Origin of the sequence: Rhodovulum strictum, assembly GCF_009649175.1 — a bacterium.
In the GTDB taxonomy this organism is placed as follows: domain Bacteria; phylum Pseudomonadota; class Alphaproteobacteria; order Rhodobacterales; family Rhodobacteraceae; genus Rhodovulum; species Rhodovulum strictum.
Genome location: NZ_WJPO01000011.1, coordinates 1 through 25,426, shown reverse-complemented (window position 1 = coordinate 25,426; position 25,426 = coordinate 1). Strand labels below are relative to the sequence as shown.

19 protein-coding genes are annotated in these 25,426 nt (G+C 69.7%); 15 read left to right on the top strand and 4 right to left on the bottom strand.

The window, feature by feature from the left end; translation table 11 throughout:
• Positions 1–11 precede the first annotated feature (11 nt).
• From GH815_RS08765 to tagF, 14 genes are all read left to right on the top strand, one after another.
• Positions 12–2,099, top strand: coding sequence for a serine/threonine protein kinase (locus tag GH815_RS08765; RefSeq protein ID WP_153748397.1), 2,088 nt, complete (start codon positions 12–14; stop codon positions 2,097–2,099).
• Between the two features lie 74 nt (positions 2,100–2,173).
• Complete coding sequence (locus tag GH815_RS08760) at positions 2,174–3,334, top strand: type VI secretion system protein TssA (protein WP_153748396.1); 1,161 nt, start codon at positions 2,174–2,176, stop codon at positions 3,332–3,334.
• Between the two features lie 30 nt (positions 3,335–3,364).
• The gene (gene tssB, locus GH815_RS08755; RefSeq protein ID WP_153748395.1) at positions 3,365–3,898 is read left to right on the top strand and encodes a type VI secretion system contractile sheath small subunit; all 534 of its coding nucleotides are present in this window, start codon (positions 3,365–3,367) and stop codon (positions 3,896–3,898) included.
• Between the two features lie 3 nt (positions 3,899–3,901).
• On the top strand, positions 3,902–5,413 hold the full coding sequence (gene tssC, locus GH815_RS08750; protein WP_153748394.1) for a type VI secretion system contractile sheath large subunit: 1,512 nt from the start codon (positions 3,902–3,904) through the stop codon (positions 5,411–5,413).
• Between the two features lie 37 nt (positions 5,414–5,450).
• Complete coding sequence (locus GH815_RS08745) at positions 5,451–5,933, top strand: Hcp family type VI secretion system effector (RefSeq protein WP_153748393.1); 483 nt, start codon at positions 5,451–5,453, stop codon at positions 5,931–5,933.
• A gap of 22 nt (positions 5,934–5,955) precedes the next feature.
• On the top strand, positions 5,956–6,666 hold the full coding sequence (gene tssE, locus GH815_RS08740; RefSeq protein ID WP_153748392.1) for a type VI secretion system baseplate subunit TssE: 711 nt from the start codon (positions 5,956–5,958) through the stop codon (positions 6,664–6,666).
• On the top strand, positions 6,666–8,537 hold the full coding sequence (gene tssF / locus GH815_RS08735) for a type VI secretion system baseplate subunit TssF (protein ID WP_153748391.1): 1,872 nt from the start codon (positions 6,666–6,668) through the stop codon (positions 8,535–8,537). The genes tssE and tssF overlap by 1 nt, the downstream gene beginning before the upstream one ends.
• Positions 8,501–9,547, top strand: coding sequence for a type VI secretion system baseplate subunit TssG (gene tssG, locus GH815_RS08730; RefSeq protein WP_153748390.1), 1,047 nt, complete (start codon positions 8,501–8,503; stop codon positions 9,545–9,547). Before tssF ends, tssG begins: the two co-directional genes overlap by 37 nt.
• Positions 9,544–10,785 carry a type VI secretion system-associated FHA domain protein TagH gene (tagH, locus tag GH815_RS08725; RefSeq protein ID WP_153748389.1) on the top strand — a complete coding sequence of 414 codons (1,242 nt, stop codon included), beginning with the start codon at positions 9,544–9,546 and terminating at the stop codon, positions 10,783–10,785. The genes tssG and tagH overlap by 4 nt, the downstream gene beginning before the upstream one ends.
• Positions 10,786–10,789: 4 nt before the next feature.
• Positions 10,790–11,245, top strand: coding sequence for a type VI secretion system lipoprotein TssJ (tssJ, locus tag GH815_RS08720; protein WP_153748388.1), 456 nt, complete (start codon positions 10,790–10,792; stop codon positions 11,243–11,245).
• A gap of 10 nt (positions 11,246–11,255) precedes the next feature.
• A complete protein-coding gene (tssK, locus tag GH815_RS08715) occupies positions 11,256–12,590 on the top strand; it encodes a type VI secretion system baseplate subunit TssK (RefSeq protein WP_153748387.1) in 1,335 nt (444 codons plus the stop codon).
• Between the two features lie 4 nt (positions 12,591–12,594).
• The gene (icmH, locus tag GH815_RS08710) at positions 12,595–13,950 is read left to right on the top strand and encodes a type IVB secretion system protein IcmH/DotU (protein ID WP_153748386.1); all 1,356 of its coding nucleotides are present in this window, start codon (positions 12,595–12,597) and stop codon (positions 13,948–13,950) included.
• 3 nt (positions 13,951–13,953) lie between these two features.
• Positions 13,954–17,487 (top strand): type VI secretion system membrane subunit TssM, encoded by a 3,534-nt coding sequence (gene tssM, locus GH815_RS08705; RefSeq protein ID WP_153748385.1) that lies wholly within the window; start codon positions 13,954–13,956, stop codon positions 17,485–17,487.
• Positions 17,488–17,490: 3 nt separating this feature from the next.
• Positions 17,491–17,976, top strand: coding sequence for a type VI secretion system-associated protein TagF (gene tagF, locus GH815_RS08700; RefSeq protein ID WP_153748384.1), 486 nt, complete (start codon positions 17,491–17,493; stop codon positions 17,974–17,976).
• On the opposite strand, the gene GH815_RS08695 is transcribed toward tagF, so the two are convergent.
• The 4 genes from GH815_RS08695 to GH815_RS08680 all read right to left on the bottom strand — a co-directional run bounded on the left by GH815_RS08695 (position 17,963) and on the right by GH815_RS08680 (position 24,381).
• Positions 17,963–20,254, bottom strand: coding sequence for a type VI secretion system Vgr family protein (locus tag GH815_RS08695; RefSeq protein ID WP_153748383.1), 2,292 nt, complete (start codon positions 20,252–20,254; stop codon positions 17,963–17,965). The two genes, tagF and GH815_RS08695, sit on opposite strands and share 14 nt — an antisense overlap.
• A gap of 80 nt (positions 20,255–20,334) precedes the next feature.
• Positions 20,335–22,749, bottom strand: a complete 2,415-nt coding sequence (locus GH815_RS08690; protein WP_170290323.1) for an ImcF-related family protein — start codon at positions 22,747–22,749, stop codon at positions 20,335–20,337.
• On the bottom strand, positions 22,749–23,618 hold the full coding sequence (locus GH815_RS08685; RefSeq protein ID WP_343030746.1) for a M15 family metallopeptidase: 870 nt from the start codon (positions 23,616–23,618) through the stop codon (positions 22,749–22,751). The genes GH815_RS08690 and GH815_RS08685 overlap by 1 nt, the downstream gene beginning before the upstream one ends.
• Positions 23,619–23,622: 4 nt before the next feature.
• Positions 23,623–24,381, bottom strand: coding sequence for a PP2C family protein-serine/threonine phosphatase (locus GH815_RS08680; protein WP_153748380.1), 759 nt, complete (start codon positions 24,379–24,381; stop codon positions 23,623–23,625).
• 129 nt (positions 24,382–24,510) lie between these two features.
• Here GH815_RS08680 and GH815_RS08675 point away from each other — a divergent pair, with 129 nt between their 5' ends.
• On the top strand, positions 24,511–25,206 hold the full coding sequence (locus GH815_RS08675) for an OmpA family protein (protein WP_246176372.1): 696 nt from the start codon (positions 24,511–24,513) through the stop codon (positions 25,204–25,206).
• The last annotated feature ends 220 nt before the right edge of the window (positions 25,207–25,426 follow it).

Below are 25,426 nucleotides of genomic sequence, written 5' to 3'. Positions count from 1 at the left end.
GAGGCCCGCCGATGAAGGATCCTTTGCCCTCGGACATCTTTCACCCCGGCCAGGTGCTGAACAACACCTACGAGATCGAGGGCGTGCTGGGCCGCGGCGGCACCGGCGAGGTCTATCTGGCACGCAACCAGATCTCGGGCCGCCAGGTGGCGATCAAGGCGCTGTCGGCGCGGTTCTCTGGGAACGCCGACTACATCGAACTGATGAAGCGCGAGGAGGAGATGCGCAACATCCACCATGATGCGGTGGTGCGCTATACCGAATGCTCGCGCTCCGACCAGGGCCATGTGTTCCTGGTGATGGATTATATCGACGGCCCGTCGATGAATGACGAGATGCTGGCCCGGCGGCTGGACGAACGCGACCTGATGGTGATCGCGCATCGCGTGGCCAGCGGGCTGGTGGTGACCCATGGCCGGGGCGTGGTGCATCGCGACCTGTCGCCCGACAACATCATCCTGCGCGGCGGCGATCCCGACAAGGCGACGATCATCGATTTCGGCATCGCCAAGGACATGAATGCGGGCGCGCGCACCATCGTCGGCAACCAGTTTGCGGGCAAATACGAATATGCCGCCCCCGAACAGGTCGAGGGCCGGGCCGAGCCGCGGTCCGATCTCTACGGGCTGGGGGCATCGCTTCTGGCCGCATGGCGCGGCGAGGTGCCGTTTCTCGGCACCACCCCGGGCGAGATCGTGCGCCGCAAGCAAAGCCCGCTGGATACCGAGGGCGTGCCCGAACCGCTGAAGGGGCTGATCGACACACTGACCGCCCCCGACCCGGCCGCGCGGCCTGCCGACGCCGCCGCCGTGGTCGCGCGGATCGACGCGGCGCTGAAGCCCCGCACCCGCCACGCGGAACCCGCCCCCAGGGCGCGGCGCGGCCGGGCGTGGCTTGCCCTGCCCGCGCTGGCGGTCGTTCTGGGCTTTGCAGCCTGGGCGCTGGGGCTTTTCGATCCGCTCCTGCGCCAGAAGCTTCCCGTCGCCTCGCCCTATCGGCTGGCGGCCGCGCATGATCCGGGCGTGCCAGGCCGGATCGCGGGCAACGCCCCGGACGAAGCCGCCGCCGCGGCCCTTGTCGCCGCCTTTGCACAGGCCACGGGGCAGCCGCCTGCCGAAACCGCGCTGGTGCTGGCCAGCGGGCTGCCACGGGCGGACTGGACCGCTCAGGCGGGCGCGCTGATCGCGGAACTGGCCGCGCTGGACCGCTGGCAACTTGTGCTGTCGGGACTGTCGGCCGAGGTCACGGGGCTGGCCCCCGATGCCGCCGCGCGCGACGCGTTGCGCACCCGGCTGGACGCCTGGTCGGCCGACAGCGGCTTTGCGCTGAGCGCGACAATCGCCGCTGGCCCCGAACGGCTGGACGCGGCACAGGTGCAGGCGGTGCTGGACCGGCTGGCCACCTGCGGTCGGCTTGACCAGCAGTCGCCCGACGACGCCAGCTATCCGCTGGGCGCCAGCATCGTCATCACCGGCGACATCGCCGCGCCCGAAGACAAGCCCGCCATCGAGGCCGCGCTTGCCCCGCTGATCGGCGACCGGACCGCGCAGGTCGAGACAAGAACGCTCAACCGCGATCTCTGCGCGATCCGCGCGGTGCTGCCGCCGATGGGGGGCGGGACGCTCTCGATCTGGCTGGGCGAGGGCGAAAGCGGCGAGGCGAACCTGACCGGCATCTACCGCGTCGGCCAGAATCCCGTGGCCGAGGTGCTTGCCCCCGCCAGCCTTTCGCAGGGCTCGCTCTGGGTCATGGTCGTGGACAATACCGGCAAGGTCTTTCATGTCCTGCCCCAGATCAACAGCACCGAACACGCGCTGAGCGAAATCGGCCGGGTCGAGGGGGGACTGCGCCGGATCCGCGTGCTGCATTCGATCGAGGAATTCCGCGCCGATCCCGGGCTTCTGGCCTTTCGCATCACGGATGGCGATTTCGGCAAGTCCGAGATCGTCGCGATCCTGTCGCGCAACCCGCTTTTCGACATGCGCCGCCCGCGCGACGAAAGCGTTGCTTCGGTGGCCGAGGCACTGACCGAGGCCCTGCGCGGGCGCGAGGGCGAGGTGCTGGGCGTGGCGTCGCGGATCATTGACGCTCGTCAATAACCGCTCACGATCGTTGCCAGAATCGCAACCATCTGAAATGATTCCCCTGTCATTCGACATGAAGGACGGGGGCGTTGGTTAACCCAGACGTGTTTCTCGCCCCGCTTGACGGGGATAATCCGTCGGGAACCGAACTGAGGAGCGATCCGCGGTTCCAGGCGATCGAACGGCTGATCGAGCCCGCGTCCCGAGAGGCAAGGACCGAGGCGCCCGGCACCGCTCCGACCCCGATTTCGCCCGTGGACTGGCCCGAGGTGCTGGCCGAAGCAACCGCGCTGGCAAGTGCGGGGCGCGATCTGCGGCTATTGGTGATCGTCGCCCGCGCGCTGGCCAACGAAGGCGCCATCGACCGCGACAGGGGCTATACGGGATATGCCGGGCTTGCGCAGGGGGTTGATCTGATCGCATCCGCGCTGGCCACATACTGGGACAGCATCCACCCCGACCTGCGCCCCGGCCCGACCCCGCGCGACACCGGGCTGCGGCGGATCAACGCCTTGATGCAGCTTGAGAATGCCGAGAGCGGGTTGCTTGGCGATCTTGAAATGAACGCGGTGATCGACGCGCGCGGACTGGGGCTTGTGACAGGTGCCGACCTTGCTGCGGGCAGCCTGACCGACAACGATGTGCAGCGCGAGGCGCCCTCGGGGCTGGGCCAGAAGGAACAGGCGCAGATCCTCGAAGCCCATGCCGCCCGCCGGGCGCGGGTCGAGGCGGCGACCCGCGCCATGGCGATCGAGACTCCCGAAGCCTTTGCCGCGCTCTGCGACAGCCGCAATGCCGCGCGCGCCGCGCTGGACGCGCTGGCCGCCGCGGTGAATGACCGGCTGGGCCTTGGTCCGGGCGAGGCGCTGCGCTTCGTGGCACTTGGCCGTTTCCTCGACCGGGTGGGCGCCACGCTTGCCGCCGCCGCGTCCCATGCCCGGGCCGGGGCCGCCCCCGCCACGCCAGACGTGCCCGACGCCCCGGCCGGGGCGGATCCACCGCCCGCCACCGCCCCGCGGGGCAGCATGAACGGCTTTCAGATCAATTCGCGCGAGGATGTCGAACGAGCGCTCGACCTCATAATCGCCTTCTACGAACGCACCGAACCCTCCAGCCCCATTCCCCACCTGGCCCGGCGCCTGCGGCGCATGGTGCCGATGGATTTCATGGAACTGATGGAGGAGGTCGCCCCCGGCGGGCTCAAGGATTTCCGCGCCATGGCAGGCGTGCCCGAGGGCAGCAGGAAATAGACGAGGACACGGCAGAACAGGGGTCAGCACATGGCAGAAAGCAAGCAGAAGGTGATCGAGCGCAACCGCGCCCCGCGGGTGCAGATCGCCTATGAGGTCGAGCATTACGGCAGCCCCACCACCATCGAGCTGCCCTTCGTGATGGGGGTCATGGCCGACCTTGCCGGGGCATCGGAAACGCCCGAGGCGAAGAAGCCGGTGAACGACCGCACCTTCGTCGAGACCGATGCGGGCCGCTTCAACAAGTTCATGGAGGCGCTCGGCCCCCGGGTAAAGGCGCGCGTGCCCAACAGGCTGCCCGCCAAGGAAGGCGCCGAGGCCGACGAGGAAATCTTTGTCGATCTGAGCTTCACCTCGATGGGCGATTTCGCCCCCGACAAGGTGGCCGAGCAGATCCCGACGCTGGCCGAGTTGTTGCGGATGCGCCGCCAGCTGGAGGAATTGCTGAGCTACATGGATGGCAAGGTCGATGCCGAAAAGCGCATCGCGCAACTCTTGCAGAACGAACCCCTGCTTGCGCAGGCCGCCGAACGGGCCATGACGGCCGGGAAAGAGGAGGGCTGAGCCATGGCCGACGCACAGGAACAGAAGGCCGCAGGCGCCGCCGCCGAGGCCGAGGCGCTTGATCTGGGCGAGTTCTCGGCGCTGCTGGAAAAGGATTTCCGGATCAAGGAAAGCGAGGCCGACAAGCTGCGCGCGCTGGTCTCGAACCTTGCCCTTGCCGCGACCGAAAAGGCGGGCACCGCGACGATCTCGGGCAATGCGGTCAAGTCGATCAAGTCGCTGATCGCCGGGCTCGACCATCTGCTGAGCGAGCAGATGAACGAGGTGATGCATTGCGCCGAATTGCGCGAACTCGAAGGCACCTGGCGCGGGCTGCATTATCTGGTGAACAACACCGAGACCGATCAGAAGCTGAAGATCCGCGTCCTGAACATCAAGAAGGACGAACTGGCCGATGTGCTCGAGGATTACGAGGGCCAGATGTGGGACCAGTCCCCGGTCTTCAAGAAGCTTTATACCGAGGAATACTCGATGTTCGGCGGCGAGCCCTTCGGCGCGCTGATCGGCGCCTACGAGTTCTCGCACCGGCCCAAGGACGTGACGCTGTTGCGCAACCTTTCGGGCATAGCCGCCTCGGCGCATGCGCCCTTCATCGCGGCGGCCGCGCCGCAGCTTTTCCGCATGGAAAGCTGGCAGGAACTGCCCAACCCGCAGGATCTGTCACAGATCCTGTCCTCGCCCGATTACGCAAGCTGGCAGAGCCTGCGCGAAAGCGAGGATGCGCGCTATATCGGCCTGACCATGCCGCGCGTGCTGGCCCGGCTGCCCTATGGCGCCGAGACGGTCCCGGTCAAGGGCTTCGCCTTCGAGGAACAGATCGACGGCAAGCACGATCATTATGTCTGGATGAACGCCGCCTTCGCGATGGGCGTGAACATCAATCGCAGCCACAAGCTGTTCGGCTGGGGCAGCCAGATCCGCGGCGTGGAATCGGGCGGCACAGTCATCAACCTGCCGGTCCACACCTTCCCCACCGATGACGGCTCGGTGGCGATGAAATGTCCCACCGAGATTGCCATCGACGACCGGCGCGAGGCGGAACTGGCCAAGCTGGGGCTGATGCCGATCCTGCACCGCAAGAATACCGATGTCGCGGCCTTCATCGGCGCGCATACGTTGCAGGATGACGAGGCCCGCGCGGGCAGGCTGGTGGACCCGGCCGCCCAGGCCAATGAACGGCTGTCGGCCAACCTGCCCTATCTGCTGCCGGTCTGCCGCTTTGCGCATTACCTCAAGGCCATCGCGCGCGACAAGGTGGGCACGTTCAAGGAACGCTCGGACATGCAGATCTGGCTGTCCGAATGGATCAACCGCTATGTGCTGGCCAACCCCGCCATGGCCGACGACGCCGCCAAGGCCAAGCGCCCGCTGGCCATGGCCGAGGTGCAGGTCGACAGCGTCGAGGGGCGGCCGGGCTACTATACCGCGCGCTTCTACCTGCGCCCGCACTACCAGCTCGAAGGCATCAACGCGAGCCTGCGCCTTGTCTCCGAACTGCCCTCCGTGAAGTCATGAGTAGCCGTGCCGAGACCTTCAACCGGGGAGAGAGACCATGACACTGAACGCCTATATGAAAGTGCCGGATATCGACGGCGAGTCGAGAAGTGCCGGGCATGAAAGCGAAATCGACCTTTACGACATTTCCTGGCTGATGAAGCAGGAATCGCATGCCCAGATCGGGTCCGGGCGCACGCGCGGGCGGGCGCAGATCGACCCGATCTTCGTGAAGAAATGGTATGATGCCTCATCGCCCTATCTCGCGCTCGCCTGCATGCAGGGCAAGTCCTTCGCCGAGATCCTGATCATGGTACGCAAGGATTCGGGCGATGCGCATCTGGACTATCTCCAGATCACCCTGACCAATACCACCATCTCGCATTACCAGATCGTCGGCGAATACGAAAACACCAAGGCGATCACCGAGATGGTCGGGCTGGCGGCCGAGAGGATCAAGGTCAAGTACATCATCCAGGCCGACGACCATTCGGCCGGCGACGAGCACGAGATCGAATACGACATCGCCGCGGGAAGGTGAGCGCGGCTGAAAGGCACCGATGATGGCTGAGCCGGGCCCCAGTGCCAGAACCGAACTGGTGCAGCCCTCCCTCTGGGACCGGCTGCGCGACGACCTGCCCGGGCTTGTGGCCGAAACCGACGCGCTTGCCGCCGATCTGGCACAGGCGCTGGGGGCAGAACGGGTGCAGGCGCTGGCCACGGGCGGTCCGCGCGCCATCGAACGCGAGGCAGCACTGGACGAGGCGACGCGCAGGCGGCTGATGCAACTGGCCGACGCCCTGGCCCGGCGTCGGCGGCTGGAAGACCGCGGTATCGTGGTCACGGCAGATGTGCTGCGCGAGGCGGTGCGCCGCGACATCGAGGCGTTGTTCAACATCGAACGGCTGGAAGCCCGCTTCCTGCTGACCGACCGCGAGCGGGCCGGACAGGACAGCCCGGGCGATCTGCTGGCCGATTTCCCCGAGGTCCGGGCCTCGGTCGTGAATTTCGGCGTCCCGGCCTTTGCCGGGCATACCGGCAGCGATTTCGACACCGAGGCGCTGGCGCGCGAATTGCGCACGCTGTTGCAGGTCTTCGAGCCGCGTCTGCGGCGCGACAGCGTCAAGGTGCAGGTCCGCACCGGGCAGAAAACCGGCCTGCGCGTCGATATCGACGGCATGCTGTTGCTGGCCCCGGTGCCCGAGCGGCTGCGGCTGTCCACGACCATCGACCTTGACAACGGGCAGGCCCTGACAACGGTCGAGGTGCTGTGATGGACCGGGCGTTCCTGACCTATTACGAGGAGGAACTGACCCATATCCGCGGCCTGGCGGCCGAGTTCGCGGCGCTGCATCCGACCGTCGCGCGCAATCTCGCGCTCGATTCCGTGCCCTGCCCCGATCCCTATGTCGAACGGCTTCTCGAGGGTGTCGCGTTTCTTGCCGCGCGCACCCGGTTCAAGGTCGATGCCGAGGCCAGCCGCCATGTCCGCAACCTGCTGGACGCGCTCTATCCCGATCTTGCTGCGCCCGCCCCCGCGATGGGCATGGCCATCCTGCGCCCTGGCCCGCAGGTCGACGGCATGGCGGGCGGCCATATCGTCCGGCGCGGCACCCGGCTGGTTGCCGGTCTGCGCGAAGGGCTGTCGACGCGCGCGACCTATTCCACCGCGCAGGATGTGACGCTCTGGCCGGTGCGGATCGCGGCGGCGGGCTATCTTCAGGATGTGGGCGCGCTGCGTGCCGCGGGGCTGTCGGGCACACTGGCCGCGGGGGCCGAGGCCGGGCTGCGGCTGGTGCTGGAACCCTCGGGGCCGACGCCGCTGGCCGGGCTGTCGCTCGACCGGCTGGATCTGTTCCTTGGCGGGCGGGGCAATGGCGGCGCGCTGTTCGATGCGATCTTCGGCTGGGGCCGCCGCGTGCTGGCGCGACCCATGGGCGGCAGCTTCCGTCCGACGGCCCCGCCCGAACTGGTCGGCATCCCCGATGCCGAGGCGCTTCTGCCCCGCGTCCGTCCCGCCTTCGAGGGGTATCGGCTGATCCGCGAATATTTCCTGCTGCCCGAGCGGTTCCATTACGCCCGCCTCGACGGGCTGAACCCGGTCCTGCGCGACAGTTCCGCGGGCGTCGAGATCGTGATCCTGCTCGACCGCCCCCGCCCCGAGCTTGCCCCCGTCAGCGCCGAGGATTTCCGCCTGTTCGCGACGCCCCTGGTCAATCTGTTCGAGAAGGAGTGCAACATCGTCGAGATCGACCCGAGGCGCGCGGATCATGTCGTCCATGCCGACCGCACCCGGCCGCGGGATTTCGAGATCTACCGCATCCTTCGCGTCGAGGATGCCGACCGCGAGGGGCAATCGGCACGGATCATGCCGCTTTACGCGGTCGAACAGAACCGCAGCGCGACCGGACAGGTCTATGCCGTCGAACGGCGCCGCCGCCGCCCCGGCGAGGATGAACTTCGCCGCGGCCAGACCCGCACCAGCCATCCCGGCGACGATCTGTTCCTAGCACTCTCGCACCCGCCCGGCGCCGACCCCGCAACGCTGGCGCGACGGCTCGACATCCGCGCGCTGGTGACGAACCGCGATCTGCCGATCCTCGACGACAGCCCGACCCTGACGCTGGAAACCGGCGATCCGGTGGCGGGCGTCACGCTGATCGGCGCGATCCGCCGCCCGCGCCCCTCGCTCGCCGCCAGCCTGCCCCGGGGCACCGGCGGCACCACCGATCTGGATGCCCTGACATGGCGCTGGATCGCGCAGCTATCGCTCGACCATCTGTCGCTTGCAGGCGAGGGCTCGGACGCCGAACCGCTGCGCGCGATGCTCGACCTTTACGCCGACCGTGGCGATCCCGCCCTTGCCCGGCGCGCGCGCGCGATCCAGCGGGTGCGCGCGGCGCCGGTGATGGCACGGCTGGCCCTGCCCGGCCCCACCTGTTTCGGCCATGGCACCGAGATCATTCTGGACACCGACGAGACCGTGCTTTCGGGTGCGTCGACGCTGCTGCTCGGCGCGCTTCTGAACCGGCTTTTCGGGCGCTATGCTGCAATCAATTCCTTCGTGCGCACGCGCACGCGGCTCATGCAACGCCAGGAGGAGGTGACATGGCCGATGACGCCCGGCCAGCGCGCCCCGATCTGAGCGGGGCCTTGCCCCCGGGGCTCGACCCGGCCGAGACCGGGTTCTTCCAGCTATTGCGCCTGCTCGAAACCGATGCGCAGCGCTTCGGTCGTACGGGTGGCCCCGAGGCCGAGCCGGTGCGGCTGGGCCAGAACCTGCGGCTGGGCTTTGCCACACGCGATGTCGAGGGCGTCACCCCCGGCACCCCGCCGCGGATCGAGGTGAACGTGCTCGGGCTGCTCGGTCCCGAAGGGCCGATGCCCCTGCACCTGACGCGCTGGGTGATGGCGCGGCTTTCGAACCGCTGGTTCGCGGGCGACCGCGACGGGGCCAGCGCCGATACCGCCTTTCTCGATTTCTGCAACGTCCTGCAGCACCGGATGATCGCGCTTTACTGGCGCGCCTGGGCCGAGACGCGCCCCGAGGTGCAGATCGCCCATGGCACCGGCGGGCGCACTGCCGCTCTGATGCGCGCGCTGGCGGGGCTTGGCCTGCCGGGGGTCAGCGCGGACGGGCCGGGCGCCGACCGGATGGCGCTGCGCCATGGCACCTCGCTTTCCGGTCAGGTGCGCGGGGTCGAGCGGCTGACCCGCTTCCTGTCGGACGTGATCGGTGCACCGGTCACCTTGCGCGAATTCATCGGCGTCTGGACCGACATTCCCGTGCCGCTGCAAACACGGCTTGGCCGCGCCCATGCGGGCCTTGGCACCGGCGCGGTGGCGGGCGCGCGGACCTATGCCCGCCATGCGCGGGTCGAGATCGTGGTCGGCCCCCTGCCCCGTCCCCGCTACGAAGCCTTCATGGCCGATGGTCCCGCGCAACAGGCGCTGCGCCGCGCGGTGCTGTTCGCGATGGGCCATGGCATCGACGCGGACCTGCGGCTGGTGCTGGCCGCCGAGGCGGTGCCGCACGCGCAACTGGGGGCCGTGCGCCTTGGCCGAACCGCATGGCTCGGGCCGCGTGCGCGCCGCGATGCCGACGACCTGCGGCTTGCCCGCATAACCGCCCAGGGCCGGAGGGTGGCGGCATGACGCTGGTGCTGATCCTGGAACACGGCCCCCACCCGCAGGCCGAAACCCGCCGCAGCCTTGACGAGGGCGAATTGACCATCGGCCGCGATGCCAGCGCCGACTGGCGGATCGACGATCCCGACCGCTTCGTGTCGCGCCAGCATTGCGCCATCCATGGCGAGGCGGGCCGCTTTACCGTTACCGACACCTCCTCGGGCGGGCTGTTCGTCGATGGCGCGGAACGGCCGCTGGGACTCGGCAACACCGCCACGCTGGAACACGGGATGCGGCTGCGGCTGGGCGATTACGTCCTGCGCGTCGAGCTTGGCGCCGCCGCGCGGCCCGAACCGGCGCGCGCGGCCCCCGCACGCGACCCCTTCGCCTTCGATTTCGGCGAAGCCCCCCCCTATGAGCCGCCGCCCGAGCGCCCGGCCAACCTGCCGCCCAGCTTCCGCGGCGCGATGCGCTCGGGCGATTTCACCGAGCCCGCGCAGAAGGGGCCGGGCTTCCAGTTCGACGACCCGTTCACGCTGGAGCCCGCCGCGCCCCGCCGCCCGCCGGACCCCGCGCCGCCCCCGGCAGGCGGCTATTTCGACACCGCCTCCCAGCGCCCCCCGCCCGAACCGCCCGCAGCAGCCCCCTCCGCCCCAGACTGGCGCATCGCGCCCCAACCCGCCCCGACCGACGCCGCCCTGCGCGCCGCCTTCTACCGCGGCCTCGGCATCGAGCCGCCCCCCGCAGGCACCGATCCCGAGGCCGAGATGGAGGCGCTTGGCGCGCGCTTCCGGGCGCTGACCGAGGGGCTGATGCAGCTTCTGCGCGCCCGGGCGCAGGAAAAACAGAATGTCCGCGTGGCCCAGACCGTGATCGGCGCAGCCGAGGTCAACCCGTTGAAATTCCTTCCGACCTCGCGCGAGGCCGTCGAGGCGCTGACGATCGGGCGCGGCCCCGGCTACCTGCCCCCCGACGCCGCCATCGCCGCCTCGTTCCGCGACCTGGCCGACCACCAGATGCGCACCTGGATCGCCGTGCAGGCCGCGCTGCGCCAGATGGTCGACCGCTTCGACCCCGCCGCCATCGAACGCGATCTCGAAGCCGAGGGCCGGTTGCAGACCTTGCTTGCCGGCGGACGGGGCGCCAAGCTCTGGCAGCTTTACGAGGAGCGCTATGCCCAGATCGCCCGGTCGGCCGAAGACCGGTTCCTGGGCGAGATCGGCGCCGAGTTCCGCGCGGCCTATGAAGACGCAAAGGGGAGGTAGGACCATGACACGGATCGACAGGCGGATATTGCTGGCAGGGACCGGCGCGGCGCTGCTGCTCGCGGGCTGCACCCCCGGGCCGGGGGCGCTGAGCGTCAGCGCACAGGGGTCCGCGGGGATGAACCCGGGGCCGGACGGGGCCGACCGGCCGCTGACACTCAACATCCTGCAACTGCGCGGCGCGGCGGCCTTTGACGGGGCGGATTTCTATGCGCTTCAGACCCCGCAGACCGCCCTTGGCGGCGATCTGGTCAAGGCCGACCAGATCGTGCTGAGCCCGGGCGCGGCGGCGACACGGGTGATCGGGCTGGAAGCCGGGACGGCGGTGATCGGCGTCGTCGCGGGCTATCGCGACCCGGGCGGCAAGGTGTTCCGCGCCAAGATGGCGGCCCCCGCCTCGGGCAATATGGGGCTTGTCGTCAGCGTCGGCCCGGGCGGCATCAGCCTGACATCGGTCTGAGGAATGCGGAATGGGTGAGGGTAACAGGGTAGTCTGGTCGGAGGGTCTGTTCCTTCGCACCCAGCATTTCCAGCAACAGGACCGCTGGACCGAGGCACTGGTGCGCGGTGCGCTGGGCGCGGCGCGGCACCAGAGCTGGGGCTTCGGGCGGCTGGTGCTGGACCGCGCCGCACTGGGGGCGGGCCGCATCGGGATCGAGACGGCCCAGGGCATCCTGCCCGATGGCACGCCCTTTTCGCTGCCCGAAACGATGCCCGCGCCCGAACCGGTCGCCGTCGCCGCCGACACACAAGCCGGGCTGGTGCGCATCGCCGTTCCGCTGGAACGCAGCGGCGCGGCCACGATCGAGCCGCATCATGCCGACCCCGCAGGCGCGCGCTATCGCGGCGCGCTGTTCGAGATCCGCGACACCGTGCTGAACGGCGCCGAGCCCGAGGAAATCGAACTCGCGCATCTGCAACCCCGCCTCCTGCTGCCCGGCCAGGACGAGACCGGCTTTGCCACCCTGCCCATCTGCCGGATCGACGGGCTCAAGGCCGATGGCGCCGTCGTACTTGACGAGGGCCATCTGCCCCCCGCCCTCATCACCGCCGCCGCGCCCTGGTATGCCCGCTTCGCCCAGGAAATCGCGGTCGGGCTGGAACGCATCGCCGAGGCGCATGGCAAGCTCCTGATGGGCGGCAGCGGGGCCTCGGTCGAGAACCTGCTGATCCTGGAACTCGCCAATACCGCGCGCCCGCGGGTCGCGCATATGCTGGCGCAGGATCTGTTCCACCCGTCGGAATTCTTCCTCGAACTGGCGGGGCTGGCCGGGCGGATGGCGACCTTCGGATCGAATTCGCGCAGCCTGTCGGCGCTGCCCGCCTATGACCACATGGACCCCCAGCCCGCCTTCGAGGCGCTGGCCGACACGCTGCGCTCGCTGATCCTGTCGCTGCGCCATGTCGAGATCCGCGCCCGCCCGCTGGAGGTGCGCAAGCATTCGCGCAATGTCTGGACCGTGCGGCTGGGCAATCCCGAGCTTGTGAACAGCTCGCGCATCGTGGTTCGCGTAGGCTCGGACATGTCCGACGAAAAGCTGCGCCAGATCTTCGTCAACCAGACGACGGTGGGCGCCGCGGACGAATTCGACACGCTCTGGAAATCGCGGCTGCCCGGCATCCCGCTGAAGCCGCTTCATTCGCAACCCCGCGAGATCCCCTATGACGGCGACCGGCTCTGCCTGGAACTGGACCGCCATTCCGACCATTGGGCGCAACTGGCCGACGCCGCGGGCTTCGTGATCGGGGTCTCGGGCGACTTGGCCAGCGAACCCGAAATCGACTGCTACGCGGTCAGCAGGTGAGGCGATGACACGCGACGATCCCTTCGGGCTGGACGACGACGCGGGCCGCACCCGCATCCGCCCCGCGCGCCAGGCCCGCGGTCCCGCCACCATCGCCGCCCGGCCCGGAACGGCGGGCGAACCCGCGCCGCGGGTTCAGCAACTGCGCGCCTCGGCCAATCCGCTGGTGAACGCCTTTGCCGCCCTTCTGGGTCTTGCGCCGGAACTGGAACGCGCCATGGCGCCCGAAAACCCCGAGACGCTGCGCGCGCGGCTTCTGGACAACCTGATCCATGCCCGCGACGCCGCGGTGGGCGAGGGCGTGCCGCTCTCCCGCGCCGATCAGGCGGCGTGGTTCGTCGCCGCCCTTCTGGACGATGTCGCGCTGAACACCCCCTGGGGCGGGCATTCCGACTGGCCGCGCGAACCGCTGGTGGTCTCGCTCTCGGGCGATGTCGATGCCGGGACGCGGTTCTTCGACCGGGCCGAGGATCTGCTGCGCTATTCCGAACGCGACCCCGACATGCTGGAACTGGCCTATCTCTGCCTCGGGCTCGGCTTTCGCGGCAAGCACCGCGTCACCGGCCCCGCGGGCGAAGGGGCGATGGCGCAGATGCGGGCCGCGATGGCGCGCGCGCTGCGCCGTCCCGACGATGCCGACCGGGCGCTGTCGCCCCATTGGCAGGGCGTGGCCGCAACCGATGAACCGCCCCGCTTCCGCGTGCCGCTATGGTCGATCGCGCTGGTCGCGCTGGCGGCGATAACGCTGATCTATGCGGGGCTGTCGATGCGGCTGTCGTCGCGGGGCGAGCAGTTGTTTACGCAGGCCTCGGTTCTGCCCCCGCCCGAACGCGCGGGGATCTACCGGCCCCTGCGCGAAACCGCCGTGCCCGAAGCCCCCGCACTGATCGCCGAACCCGTGGTGCTGGAACTGCTGCCGCTCTTTGCCGGGGCAGCCCCCCCCGACGCGCTGGCCGCACTGACCGGGCGCGAGGATGTCTCGCTGGCGATCCTTGCCCTGCAATCCCCCGACCCCGAACTGTTCCGCTCGGCCCGCGCCGAGATCAACGAGGTCTATGCCCCCCTGATCGCCGCCATCGCGCGGGTGATCGTCGACAATCTGGACGTGATCGGCGGCGTGCGCGTCGTCGGCCATACCGACAGCGTTCCGGTGCAGCGCGCGAACCCCTTCGCCTCGAACCAGGGCCTGTCCGAGGCACGCGCGCGCACCATTGCCGATCTGCTGATCGCGCTGGGCGTGCCCCCCGGCATCGTCGCGCATGAGGGCCGCGCCGCGACCCAGCCCATCGCCGACAATGCCACGCGCGAGGGCCGGGCGCGCAACCGGCGGGTGGAAATCCATATCGAGAAGAAGGTCTGATCCATGGGCGGGCTCAAGGCGGTCTTCGGTTTCCTGATCTCGCGGCTGTTCTGGACGCTGATCGGCCTTGTGCTGCTTTGCGCGCTGATCTGGGTCTATGGTCCGGTGATCCGCGTGGGCGAGGTCGCGCCGCTTTCGGGCGAACTGGCGCGGATCGTCACCATCGGGCTGATCGTGATCGGCTGGCTTGCCGCCCAGCTTATCCGCCAGATCCGCGCCGCCCGGGCCAATCGTGTCTTCGTCACCGAACTTGCCCAGCCGAAAGAGGCGCCGCCGCCCGTGCCGGGGGCCGAGAACATCGCCGAGGTGGGCGAAAAATTCCAGGGCGTGCTGGAACGGATGAAACGCTCCAAGCTGGGCGGGCGCAAGTTCCTGCGCGACATGCCGTGGTATGTCATCATCGGCCCGCCCGGCACCGGCAAGACCACCGCCTTGCGCCAGTCGGGGCTGCATTTTCCCATCGAGCTGGGCGACGATCTGCGCGGCATGGGGGGCACGCGCAATTGCGACTGGTTCTTTACCGAGGATGCGGTGCTGATCGACACCGCGGGCCGCTATACCGAACAGCAAAGCGACCCCGCGACCGATGCCGCCGAATGGAGCGGTTTTCTGGATCTGCTGAAACGCCATCGCGGACGGCGCGCGCTGAACGGAGTGATCGTGACGCTCTCAGTGCTGGAACTGACCGGCGACGAGGCCGCGCTGCGCGCCCATGGCCGCGAGATCCGCAAGCGTCTGGCCGAGCTTTACGACCGGCTCCAGATGCGATTGCCGGTCTATCTGATGATCACCAAGGCCGACCTGATCCCCGGCTTCGAGCCGTTCTTTGCCGATCTGTCCACACGCGCGCGCGAACAGGTCTGGGGCGCGACGCTGGGCACCGAGGCGCGGGTCGATGGCGTGACCGTGGCGCGCGAAATGACCGCCCTTGTCGCCGAGATCGAGCGCCGCATCGTCCCCCGCATGGCCGAGGACCGCCCGCTTGCCACACGGGGCGAGGTGTTCCGCTTTCCCGCCCAGATCGAGGCGCTGACCGGCCCGATGAAGGCGCTGATCGACACCGTCTTCGGCGAAAACCGCTACGAGGACAGCGCCTGGCTGCGCGGATTCTACCTCACCTCCGCCACGCAGGAGGGCAGCCCGGTCGATCTGCTGGTCGGCAGCCTTGCCCGGCGCTTCGGCCTGCCCGCCAACCGGCCCGAGCCGCGGGCGCATCGCGAGACGCGCAGCTATTTCCTGCACGACATGATGGCCCGGCTGATCTTTCCCGAGGCGGGGCTGGGCACCTTCGATCCCCGCGCCGAGGAGCGCCGCGCCTGGATCTTCCGCGGCACGCTGGCCGGGGCCACGCTGGTCACGGTCCTGGCCGGGGCGCTGTTCCTGTTCTCCTTCCTGCGCTATTCGGGCGGGATCGCCGATCAAGAACGGCAATTGACGCTGCTGCAATCGCGGCTTGCGAATGTCGCGGCGCGGCAGGCCCCGACCGAACCGCTGGATCTGGAACTGGCGCTTGACGCGGTGGACGAGGTGGCCGATGCCGAAACCCGCGTGCCGCGCGGGCTGCTGACGGCGCTTGGCCCCTCGGCCGCGGCCGAGATCGAGCGCGCCCAGCGCATCGCCTATGAACGCGCGCTGCGCAACATCCTGGAACCCCGGATGGTCGCGCTTCTGGAAGCGACGATGTGGAAGAAGGTGCGCGATCCCGATTACATGCTGGGCGCGCTCAAGGTCTATCAGATGATCACCGGGCTTGCCCCCTACAACACCGAGTTCGCCCGCGGCTGGTGGCAGCAAGCGCTGCCCGCCGAGGCGCCGATCGACCCCTTCCCCACCGGCATCGCACGGGCCTACCAACTTGACGCGCTGGCGCGCATGGCGGGCGAGGAGGACCGGATCGTGCCCGATCCCGCGCTGGTTTCCGCCGCGCTGGAAAGCGTCTGCACCATCCCGCTGGCCACCCGCGCCTATCGCGCGCTGATGGCCGCGCCCGAGGTGGCGGGCCTGCCCGAGTGGATCCCGGCCGAACATGCCGGACCCAATGGCGCGCGCGTCCTGACCCGGCTTTCGGAACGCACCCTGCGCGTCGGCCTGCCCGGCGCCTTCACCCATCGGGGCTTTCACGAGGTGGTGCTGCCGCTGGTCCCCGAGGCCGCGGCGCAAGCCGCACTTGACCGGGCGGTGTTCGCGGGTGGCTGCCCGGAAAGCGCGGGCGCCTCGGTCGCCACGCTGGAGGGCGATATCCTCAAGCTCTATTACGAGGATTTCATCGCCACCTGGGACGGCTTCCTGCGCGACATCCGGCTGGCGCCGATCGGCGATCTGGCCGTGGCACAGGCCAATCTCAAGGATCTTTCCAGCGCGGATTCCGCGCTCAGGCGGCTGTTGCGTGCCATCGTGGCCGAAACCCACCTGACCCGGCCGGCCGAGCCGGGCGCGGCCATGCCCCCCGGTGCGATGCGGGTGGCGGAAAAGACGCTGGGCAAGGTCGGGCGGCTGGCATCCAAGACCGTCAAGACCGTCTCGGATATCGCGGCGCTGCGCCCCGACGCGCCGCCGCCGGGCGAGCCGGTCGCCGACCATTTCGCCCCGATCCGCGGCACCATCGAGGAAATCGCGGGCCAGCCCCCCACGCTGGAACCCGCCATTGCCGCCCTTTCGGCCCTGTCGAACGAATTGCAGACCGTCGCCGCCAGCCCCGACCCCGAGGCTGCGCTTCTGGCCCGCGGCGGGCTGCCGCAACTGACCGGCGCCATCGCCAATCAGGCCGCGATCCTGCCCGATCCGGTCGATGCCTGGATCGCCGGGATCGCGGGCGATGCCATTGCCGTCACCCGCGACGCGGTGCTGGCGCAACTGAACGCGCGCTGGCGGGCGGATGTGTTGTCCTTCTGCCGCGCCGCCATTGCCGGGCGCTATCCGTTCGACCCAGCAAGCCGGATCGACGTGAACATCGCCGATTTCGCGCGCCTGTTCGGGCCGGGCGGGCTGATCGACAGCTTCACCACCACGCATCTGGCCACCTATGTCGACAGCACCGCCCGGCCTTGGCGCTGGCGGGCGGATTTCGGGCTGACCGATGACCGGCTGGTACCGTTCCAGCGCGCCCGCGCCATCCGCGACGGGCTGTTTCCGGGCGGCGCGGGGCCGGTCATCGCCTTTTCGCTGGAGCCGAAGGATCTGTCGCCCAACGCCTCGCGCGTGACGCTGAATGTGGACGGGCAGATGCTGGCCTATTTCAACGCGGCCGCACGCCCGATGCCGATGACATGGCCCGGGCCGGACGGCACCAATCTGGTGTCACTCTCCTTCACGCCGGTCGACGGCTCGCCCGAGGTGATCACGTCCGAGACCGGCGCCTGGGCGTTCCTGCGGCTGTTGCGCGCCAACAACCTGCAACCGACCGAGTTGCCGGAACTGTTCCGCCTGACGCTGGGGCGCGGCGGGTTCTCGGCGCGGTTCGACCTGCGCGCGGGCAGCGTGGACAACCCGTTCGATCTGGGTCTGTTCGGCGGCTTTTCCTGCCCCGACGGGTTCTGAGGCATGCCCCCCGCCACCGCGCTGTTCGGCAAGCTGCCCGGGCTGGGCGATTTCGTCGCCCGCGGCCTGCCGCCGGGGCTGCGCGCGCCGCTTGACCGCTGGCTGACCGCCCATCTCGCCCGCCATGCCCGCGCGCCCGAAACATGGCCAGAGGCGGGGCTAAGGGCCACGCTGCTGCTGAACGGAACCAGCCTGACCGCACTGATCCTGCCCTCGACCGACCGCGCAGGCCGGGCCTTTCCGCTGACCTGCTGCCACCTGCCCGGGCTGGACCGCGCGGCGGCCGAGCATTGGTGCACCGCCGCCCTGCCCGCCGCCCGCGCCGCGACCGAAGGACAGCTTGACCCCGACGCGCTGATCGCCGCCCTGCCCGCGGCGCTACCCGCGACGGAGCCCGCCCCCGGCCTCTGGACCGCCGACAGCCCCGGCCTGCCCGACAGCCCGGACGAGGCCCTTGCCCGGATCTTCGGCCCGCTCAGTTCTGGTTGATCTTGCTGCCCTTGATCGTGACCTCGCCGCTTGCCTTGGCGGTGATCTTGCCCGACCCCTTCAGCGTGATGTCCTTGCCCTCGATGCTGATCGTGCCGTCCTTCTTCATCGCCATGGATGCCTTGCCGACCTTCAGCACGATGCTGTCCCCGGCCTCGATCACCAGGTTCTTGCCGACCTTCACGCCCATGTCCTGCGCGACCTGGGTCACGGCGCCCTTGCCCACCTTCAGCGCCCGCGCGCCGGCCACCTCGATGGACTGGTCCGCCCCCACCCGGGTCGTGTCGGTCTTACCGATCTGGGCCGAGCGCGCACCGCCCACCGCCCAGCTATCGGCGCCGCCCACCTGATGCGACTGGGCGGCGCCGACGCTGACCGAGCGGTTGCTGCCCACGGCCTGGCTCTGGTCCGCGCCGACCGTCCGGCCTTCGTTCGCGCCCACGCTGTCATCGCGCGAGGCGCCGACGCTGACCGACTGGTTCGCGCCGACCGACTGGCTGTGATTGGCGCCGATCGTCTCGGCGCTGTTGGCGCCAATCGCGATCGTCTCGTCCACACCCACGCTCAGGCTGCGGTTCGCGCCCACGGTCTCGTCATCGTTCACGCCGATCTTGACGGTGCGGTTGTTGCCGACAGAGGTGGACTTGTCATTGCCCACCGATTCCGTCCGGTCATGGCCCACGCTTTGCGTAGCGTCATGGCCCACATCCTCGACCCAGTCATGGCCGATTGTGCGCGTCTCGTCGTTCTTGACCAGTTCGGTATGGTCCTTCTCGGCCTGGAAATAGACCTCCTCGGCCCCTTTCCGGTCCTCGAAGCGCAACTCGTTCCAGCCCCCCCCGCCGGGCGAGGACATCGACTTCCAGCCCGATTGCGTCTCGTTGCCGGGCAGGCCATAGGGCGGCATCTGCTCGGCATTGTAGACCCGGCCCGTGATCAGCGGGCGGTCCGGGTCGCCCTCCAGGAAATCGACGATCACCTCCTGCCCGATCCGCGGGATCTGGATCAAGCCCCAGCCCGCCCCCGCCCAGGCGGAACTGACCCGCACGAAACAGGACGAATTCTCGTCGCGCCCGCCCAGCCGGTCCCAATGGAACTGGACCTTCACGCGCGAATACCTGTCGGTGAAGATCTCGGCCCCCGCAGGCCCCACCACGGTCGCGGTCTGCGGCCCCTTCATTACCGGCCAGCGGCTGCGCCGCTCGGGCCGGAAGGGCAGCGCCATGGGCGCCAGCACCAGCCGCGCCTCATAGCCCTGGGGTTGGCGCTCGGTGCGCTGGCCGCTGCGATACTGTTCCTCGCGCAGCGTGTAATCGGCCCGCAGGATCATGTAGGCGTCATTCTCGGCCTCGCGCGGGAACCCCGTCAGCCTGAACTTCGCCCCCGACAGCAGGGCGGGCGCGGTCGTCACCGCCTCGGCCCGGCGGGCGGGCGCCTGCACCTCCTCCAGCCGGATGCGGCTGCGCCCGTCGCCCGCCGACACCTGCACATAGCCGCCCGGGTAGTGATACCGCTCGCCATCGTCCAGCGCATGCCCGCGCGGGTCATCGGCCCGGGTGGCCAGATCGGCAGAGGGTTTCTCGAAATCGTAATCGGTCTGAACAAATTTCCCCGTCACGACCGAGGTGCAGGGCTGCCATCTGGTGATGTAATCGCCATCGCGAAATGTGACGAAGGCATCGGGCTCGAACGCCAGTTCGTCCAGCCCCCCCGCCGCCTTCAGGCTTGCATTGGCATCGGTCAGGATCAGCCGGTGGCCGCCTTCCTCATGCTCGAAGAAATGAAAGATGCCCTCATCCTCCAGCAGGCGCTGGACGAAATCGAGATCGCTTTCGCCATATTGCACGCAATATTCCCGCGGCGCATAGCTGCCCTGAAGCCGCTTTTCAAAGGACGCGGCGGGATAGGCGGCGAACACCTGTTCGACGATCTCGACCACGCTCATGTTCTGAAAGATGCGGTTGTCGCTGCGATTGCCCAGAAACCACAGCCAGGGCCGCAGCACGACCTCGTAAAGCGCGAAACCGTCCTGCATCCGGTCCATGCGGAACGCGGCGGCCAGCCCGTGAAACCAGCGCGGTTCCTCGCCCTGCCCGCCGACCCGCACCGCGAATGGACGCCCCAGCAGATCGGCCGGGTCGAGTTCCAAATCCGGGCTGATCAGCCCCACCCGGTAAAGAAACGGCGCCGAGATCTCGTCATGCCCCTCCAGATAGGCAAAGCGCAGGAAGTCCTGATCCAGCGGTGTCGTGACGGCGAAATGGCGGTCCTCGAACATCTGCCTGCCCCCTTCTGGCGACCCGTCGGTGCCAGTATAGCGCGGGCGGGCGGCCTTGGGCGGGTTTTCCGCGCGCGGCCTTACAGCGTCGTCGGGCAGGTCAGCCCGCGCAGCAGCGGGCGCGCCGAAACCGGGTTCTGCGCAGCCTCGAACAGGATCTCGACAAAGATGCGCCCCTCAGCGCTACGGAAATCGACAAGGAAGCGCCGCCCCTCGTCGCGGCGGCGCACCCGGACGCCATCGAGTAGCCGGATCAGCCCCCAGGCGCCCGGTTCGGCCAGCGTGCCACCCCCGGTTTCGCCGCGAAAGCCGATCTCGGCGCCCGCCTCGGGCACCGGCCCCGGCCAGACCAGCCGCTCGGCCCCGGCGGCAGCCGAGAGCGGCACGCCCTGCCCGCCCACCGCCATCACCGCCTGCCCCCGCTCGGCCAGCGTCGTCAGGGTCAGCGCGGCCCCGAACCGCCCCTCGGCATCGAAGAACCCACCCGCCGCCCCCAGCGCGTGTTCGAAGAACGCGGCACTCTCGGGCGAAAGGCCCGCCAGCCGCGCCTCGGGCTTCCAGCGCCAGGGCCGCGCGGTGGTGTCGAGATAGGGCGCCAGTGTGCTGGCAAAGAACGCCTGCAATGCGCCGCCCGGCCCGAACAGCGCGGTGAAATCGGCCATGTCGGCAGGCGCACCCTCGGCAAAGGGATAGCGGCCTTCGACCGTGCGCTTGCACAGGGGCAGCACGGCGGCCTGCCAGCGCCGCGTCACCGGGTTGGTCAGGATGTCCGCATGCGCGGCCGAGGTCTGGGCCAGCACATCCTCGACGATCTGCACCACCACCAGCGGCGCGGTCTTCAGCGCCTCGACCGAGGCCGCGCGGTCCTGAACGCTCATCAGCCGTTCCGCCGCCGCCTCGTCGCCCTCGCGCATCGCGCCCAGCGCCACGTTCAGCGCGGCGAAAAGCGCCGCGATCTCGGCCATCTTGCCCGCCTCGACATATTGGATCGCCGGGCCGAACACGGTGGCCAGCCGCAATTGCCGCGCATGGCCGCGCCGCCGGTCCGCGCCCCCCGCCTGCGCCCAGACCTCGCGGATCAGCCGGGCCAGCGGCGAATTGGGCGCCGCCAGCAGCCCCGAGATCCGCACCGAGGCATCCCTGTCGCCAAAGGGGCGCACGCGCAGATCCGCCAGATAGCCCTGCCAATGGGCCAGCGTCTGATCGTGCAGCACATCCATCACCCGGTCGGGCGCGGCGTTGACCTGCACCGGCACCACGCCCAGCAGGTCGGGCGCGACAGCGCGCGCCGTCTGCACCGCCAGCCCCGCGCCGTAATCCCGCGCCCAATCCCAGCCCGACGCTATGAAAAGCCCCGGCAGCGGCGCCTCCATCCCCCGCCCCGACCGGCGCAACACCACATCCGCCAGCCCCGGCACCGCATCCTCTGCCCGCCAGGGCGCCAGCGCCGCCGCCCCGTCTGAGCGGCGCAGTTCCAGCCAGGCGCGCTCAGCCTCACCCGCCTCGCGGGCGAACAGCCGGGCCTGCGCCAGCAATTCGGGATCCTGCGCGGGCAGCGCAGCGGCCGGGCCGGTCAGCGCGGGCACATGCGCCACCAATGCAGCCAGCGCCGGATCGTCCGCCCCGCGCGCCGCCAGCCAGCCCGCCAGATAGGCCCCGCTCCACGCCGCCTCGCCGGTCAGGATCGACCAGGCCCGCAGCGTGTCGTAAAGCGCCAGCCCCTCGCCCTCGCCCGCCAGCGCCTCGGCAACCGCCCCCGCCATCGCGCCGGGCAGATGCCGCGCGACCGCCGCCCCGTATTCCCCCCGCGCCTGCCCCGCCGCATCGAACACCCGCCCGCCCAGCGGCGCGCCCCGCGCCGCTGCCTCGACCCGCGCCAGTGCCGCCGCCATCCTGTCGAGGCGGTCGCCCAGATCGGGGCCGATCTCCGCCCGGTCAAGGCCGATCGCCAGCGCCTCGGCCTGAAAACCGCGGATCAGATTGGCGTGAAAGCGATAGTCCAGCGCCAGCGCATAGCCCCCCAGCGCCAGCACCAGCGCCAGAACACCCCCGACCGCCCAGCCTGCCCCGCCCGAACGCCGCCGCGTGCCGCCGCGCCGCGCCGCCTCGGCCCGGTCGAGCAGATTGTCCAGAAACCCCGCCAGATCGGCATAATCCGGCCCCTGCCCGCGCGCCGTGTCGCGAAAGCCCCGCACCCGGTCCAGCGAGATGTCGCGCCCGTCGAATAATTGCCGCGCCGCCAGCGCCGACCAGCGCCGCACCGACAGCCCCGGCAGGCTGCGCGCACGCTGGTCGATCAGCACCGCCAGGGCATAGCGCGCAGGCCGGATCGCCTGGACCGGCACCCCCTCGGCCAGCGCCGCGGCCTCGAACCGGTCAAGCCGCGCCCGCGCCTCGGCCAGCAGCGCATCCTCGTTCCCCGCCATCCCGGCCAGGAAATCCAGCACCGGCCCGGCAAGCCGCAACAGCCGTCCGGTATCGGGCCGCCCTGCCATCAGCCGCCCAGTTGCCCCTCGTCCAGCCAGCGGCGCAGCGTCTCGGCACCGACTTCGAAATGCATCGAATCCTCGCGGCTGTAGGTGGCCCCCCAGAACCATCCCTCGTCGTTGAAATATTCCGCCAGGATCAGCAGCCCGAACTGCGTGCCCCCATCGGCAAAGGCATCCAGCACGCCTTCGAGCGTCAGGTCGACCGCGGTGCCCCAGCTATGGTTCGAGATCGCGGTGGTCGAGCCACGGATGTTGCGCGCACAAAGCGCCCCGGCGGTGCCCAGCTTGGCATGGATGTCGGGATCGGTCTCGGCCAGCCGGTCCAGAATCCGTTCCAGCGAATCGAGTGCCGGCCGGATCATCGTCACCGTGATCGGCCCGATCCGCCGGGTTTCCAGAAGCGCGCGCAGCCGCGGATCGGTGACCGGCTGGCAGTCCTGCGAATAGCTCGCGCGCGGATTGCCCAGAAGCTCCAGCATCACCCGGTTGTTGGGCTGGGTGATGCCCTTGTTGAACCGCGCGCGGGCCAGTTGCATCACCTCGGTCAGTTCCTCGGTCTCGGGCGGATCGTCGTCATGCGAGGGCAGCGCCGGGGCATCCCCCCCGAAACCGGGCGCCGCCACGGGTGCCCGGCCCGCCATCAAGGACATCTCGTCCCTCAGCCGCGCCAGATCGGCCCGCGCCTCGCGCAGCGCAGCACCCTGGCGCGCGATCTCGGCCTCGGCCACGGCAATACGTTCCTCGGCCCGGCCCAGCCGCAACTCTGCCGCCGGATCGGCCCGTTCCAGCACCGCACCGACCACGGCAAAGCTGACCGCCGCGCTCACCAGCCCGATGGCGATGATGATCGGCCCGATCAGCGCCCCTTCCCGCACGGGTTCAGCCCTCCTCGATCCCGATGACGATGACCGACACATTGTCCGGCGCACCCGCCGCCAACGCAGCCGCGACCAGCGCCCGGCAGGTCTCGGCCGGGGCATCGGCGCGGCCCAGGATCGCTGCGATGTCCTGCTGGCTGACGCAGCGCGGCAACCCGTCACTGCACAGCAGAAGCCGGTCGCCGGGCACCACCGGCACCGACAGACTTTCGGCGGCAAAGCCCGACCCCATCCCCACCGCGCGGGTGACCACATGGGAATCGGGATGGCTCTCGGCCTGATCGGCGCCTAGCGCCCCCCGGTCCACCAGATCCTGCACCAGCGTATGATCGCGGGTCAGCAGCCGCAGATGCCCGCCCCGCATCAGATACCCGCGGCTGTCCCCGGCCCAGACCAGATGCGCCACCGCATTGCGGATCATCGTCGCAACGACCGTGGCGCCGATCTGCCCCCAACCCTCGGCCCGGGCACGCGCCCCGATCGCGCCATTCGCCGCCTCCAGCCGCTCGATCATCGCCGCCACCGGCGCCGCCGAGTCCGGCAGGCCCGCCAGCGCGTCGATCACCATGTCCGAGGCGACATCGCCCGCCGCATGGCCGCCCATCCCGTCGGCCACGGCCCATAATTCGCCGCTGTCGGGATCGGTCAGGATCGCGTCCTCGTTGCGCGTGCGCACCAGCCCGCGATGGGTCAGCCCCGCCCCCACCGGCCGCGGCATGTCCAGCCCCGGCACCGGCACACGCGGCGTCGACGCACTCATCGCGCCGCTCCGCCTGCGCGCCGTCCGCTCCGGTCAGCCATGCCGGTCCCCGTCCTGGTCGCGAATTGAACCGAAGCGAAGGATACCGTAGAATGACCCGCATCTGAACGGATTTCTCTGGGGGGAGCGATGCGAAGGTTTCTGGGACTGGCGCTTGGCGTCGCAATTGCATGGGCCGCGCCCGCAACCGCACAGGACATCAGCGATGACGAATTGCTGCGGATCTTCGAAACCCAGCGCAACGCATTCCGCGAAGCCACGGAAAGCGGCATGGGCCGCACCCGCGGCCTGACCCTTGTCACCGTCGAGGATGTGCAGGGACCGACCACCGCCGCCGCTGCCGAGGCCCCTACCGCCCCGCCCGAGGGCGGCGAGGGCGTCAGCATCGGCTCCACCGGCACAGCCGGGCTTGCCACCACCGGGCTGCGCCCGCTCGCGCCCGCAACGCCAACCGCCCCGACCCCGGTGGTCTTCGGCCAGCTTGCGCCCGAGTTGCAGGTCAATGTCCGGATCGAGTTCGCCTTCGATTCCGCCGCCCTCTCGCCCGACCAGAAACCGCGGCTCGAACAGCTCTGCCGGGTGATGAAGGCCAGCGACATCGCCCGGTTCCGGATCGTGGGCCATACCGATGCTGCCGGGAGCGACGCCTATAACGAAAGGCTGTCGATCCTGCGCGCCGAGGAAGTGCAGCGCTATTTCGTCAACGAATGCGGCATCGACCCGACCCGGCTGGAAGCCATGGGCCTTGGCAAGCGGTTCCTTTTCAACACCGCCAATCCCCGCGCCGGCGAAAACCGCCGGGTCGAATTCCAGGCGCTGAGCTAACCCCACACCCGCACCCCTCCCACCCGAAACCAATCTGTCTTCTTCTTGGTCAAAATACCCCGGGGGGTCGCGGGGGGCAGTGCCCCCCGCGCGGGTCGCCCCGGCAAGGCCGGGGCGGCCCGCGGCCAAAGCGCCTAGTGGCGCAGACCATAGGCCCCCCGCAGCCCGCGCTGCGTGCCCGGCCCGAAATTGCCGTCGATCGCCCCGCCATAGAAATCAT

Bases quoted from the DNA above. Each gene is read 5' to 3' on its own strand.
- GH815_RS08765 (WP_153748397.1), top strand. From the start codon at position 12: ATGAAGGATCCTTTGCCCTCGGACATCTTTCACCCCGGCCAGGTGCTG.
- tssB (WP_153748395.1), top strand. From the start codon at position 3,365: ATGGCAGAAAGCAAGCAGAAGGTGATCGAGCGCAACCGCGCCCCGCGG.
- tssC (WP_153748394.1), top strand. From the start codon at position 3,902: ATGGCCGACGCACAGGAACAGAAGGCCGCAGGCGCCGCCGCCGAGGCC.
- GH815_RS08745 (WP_153748393.1), top strand. From the start codon at position 5,451: ATGACACTGAACGCCTATATGAAAGTGCCGGATATCGACGGCGAGTCG.
- tssE (WP_153748392.1), top strand. From the start codon at position 5,956: ATGGCTGAGCCGGGCCCCAGTGCCAGAACCGAACTGGTGCAGCCCTCC.
- tssF (WP_153748391.1), top strand. From the start codon at position 6,666: ATGGACCGGGCGTTCCTGACCTATTACGAGGAGGAACTGACCCATATC.
- tssG (WP_153748390.1), top strand. From the start codon at position 8,501: ATGGCCGATGACGCCCGGCCAGCGCGCCCCGATCTGAGCGGGGCCTTG.
- tagH (WP_153748389.1), top strand. From the start codon at position 9,544: ATGACGCTGGTGCTGATCCTGGAACACGGCCCCCACCCGCAGGCCGAA.
- tssJ (WP_153748388.1), top strand. From the start codon at position 10,790: ATGACACGGATCGACAGGCGGATATTGCTGGCAGGGACCGGCGCGGCG.
- tssK (WP_153748387.1), top strand. From the start codon at position 11,256: ATGGGTGAGGGTAACAGGGTAGTCTGGTCGGAGGGTCTGTTCCTTCGC.
- icmH (WP_153748386.1), top strand. From the start codon at position 12,595: ATGACACGCGACGATCCCTTCGGGCTGGACGACGACGCGGGCCGCACC.
- tssM (WP_153748385.1), top strand. From the start codon at position 13,954: ATGGGCGGGCTCAAGGCGGTCTTCGGTTTCCTGATCTCGCGGCTGTTC.
- tagF (WP_153748384.1), top strand. From the start codon at position 17,491: ATGCCCCCCGCCACCGCGCTGTTCGGCAAGCTGCCCGGGCTGGGCGAT.
- GH815_RS08695 (WP_153748383.1), bottom strand. From the start codon at position 20,254: ATGTTCGAGGACCGCCATTTCGCCGTCACGACACCGCTGGATCAGGAC.
- GH815_RS08690 (WP_170290323.1), bottom strand. From the start codon at position 22,749: ATGGCAGGGCGGCCCGATACCGGACGGCTGTTGCGGCTTGCCGGGCCG.
- GH815_RS08680 (WP_153748380.1), bottom strand. From the start codon at position 24,381: ATGAGTGCGTCGACGCCGCGTGTGCCGGTGCCGGGGCTGGACATGCCG.
- GH815_RS08675 (WP_246176372.1), top strand. From the start codon at position 24,511: ATGCGAAGGTTTCTGGGACTGGCGCTTGGCGTCGCAATTGCATGGGCC.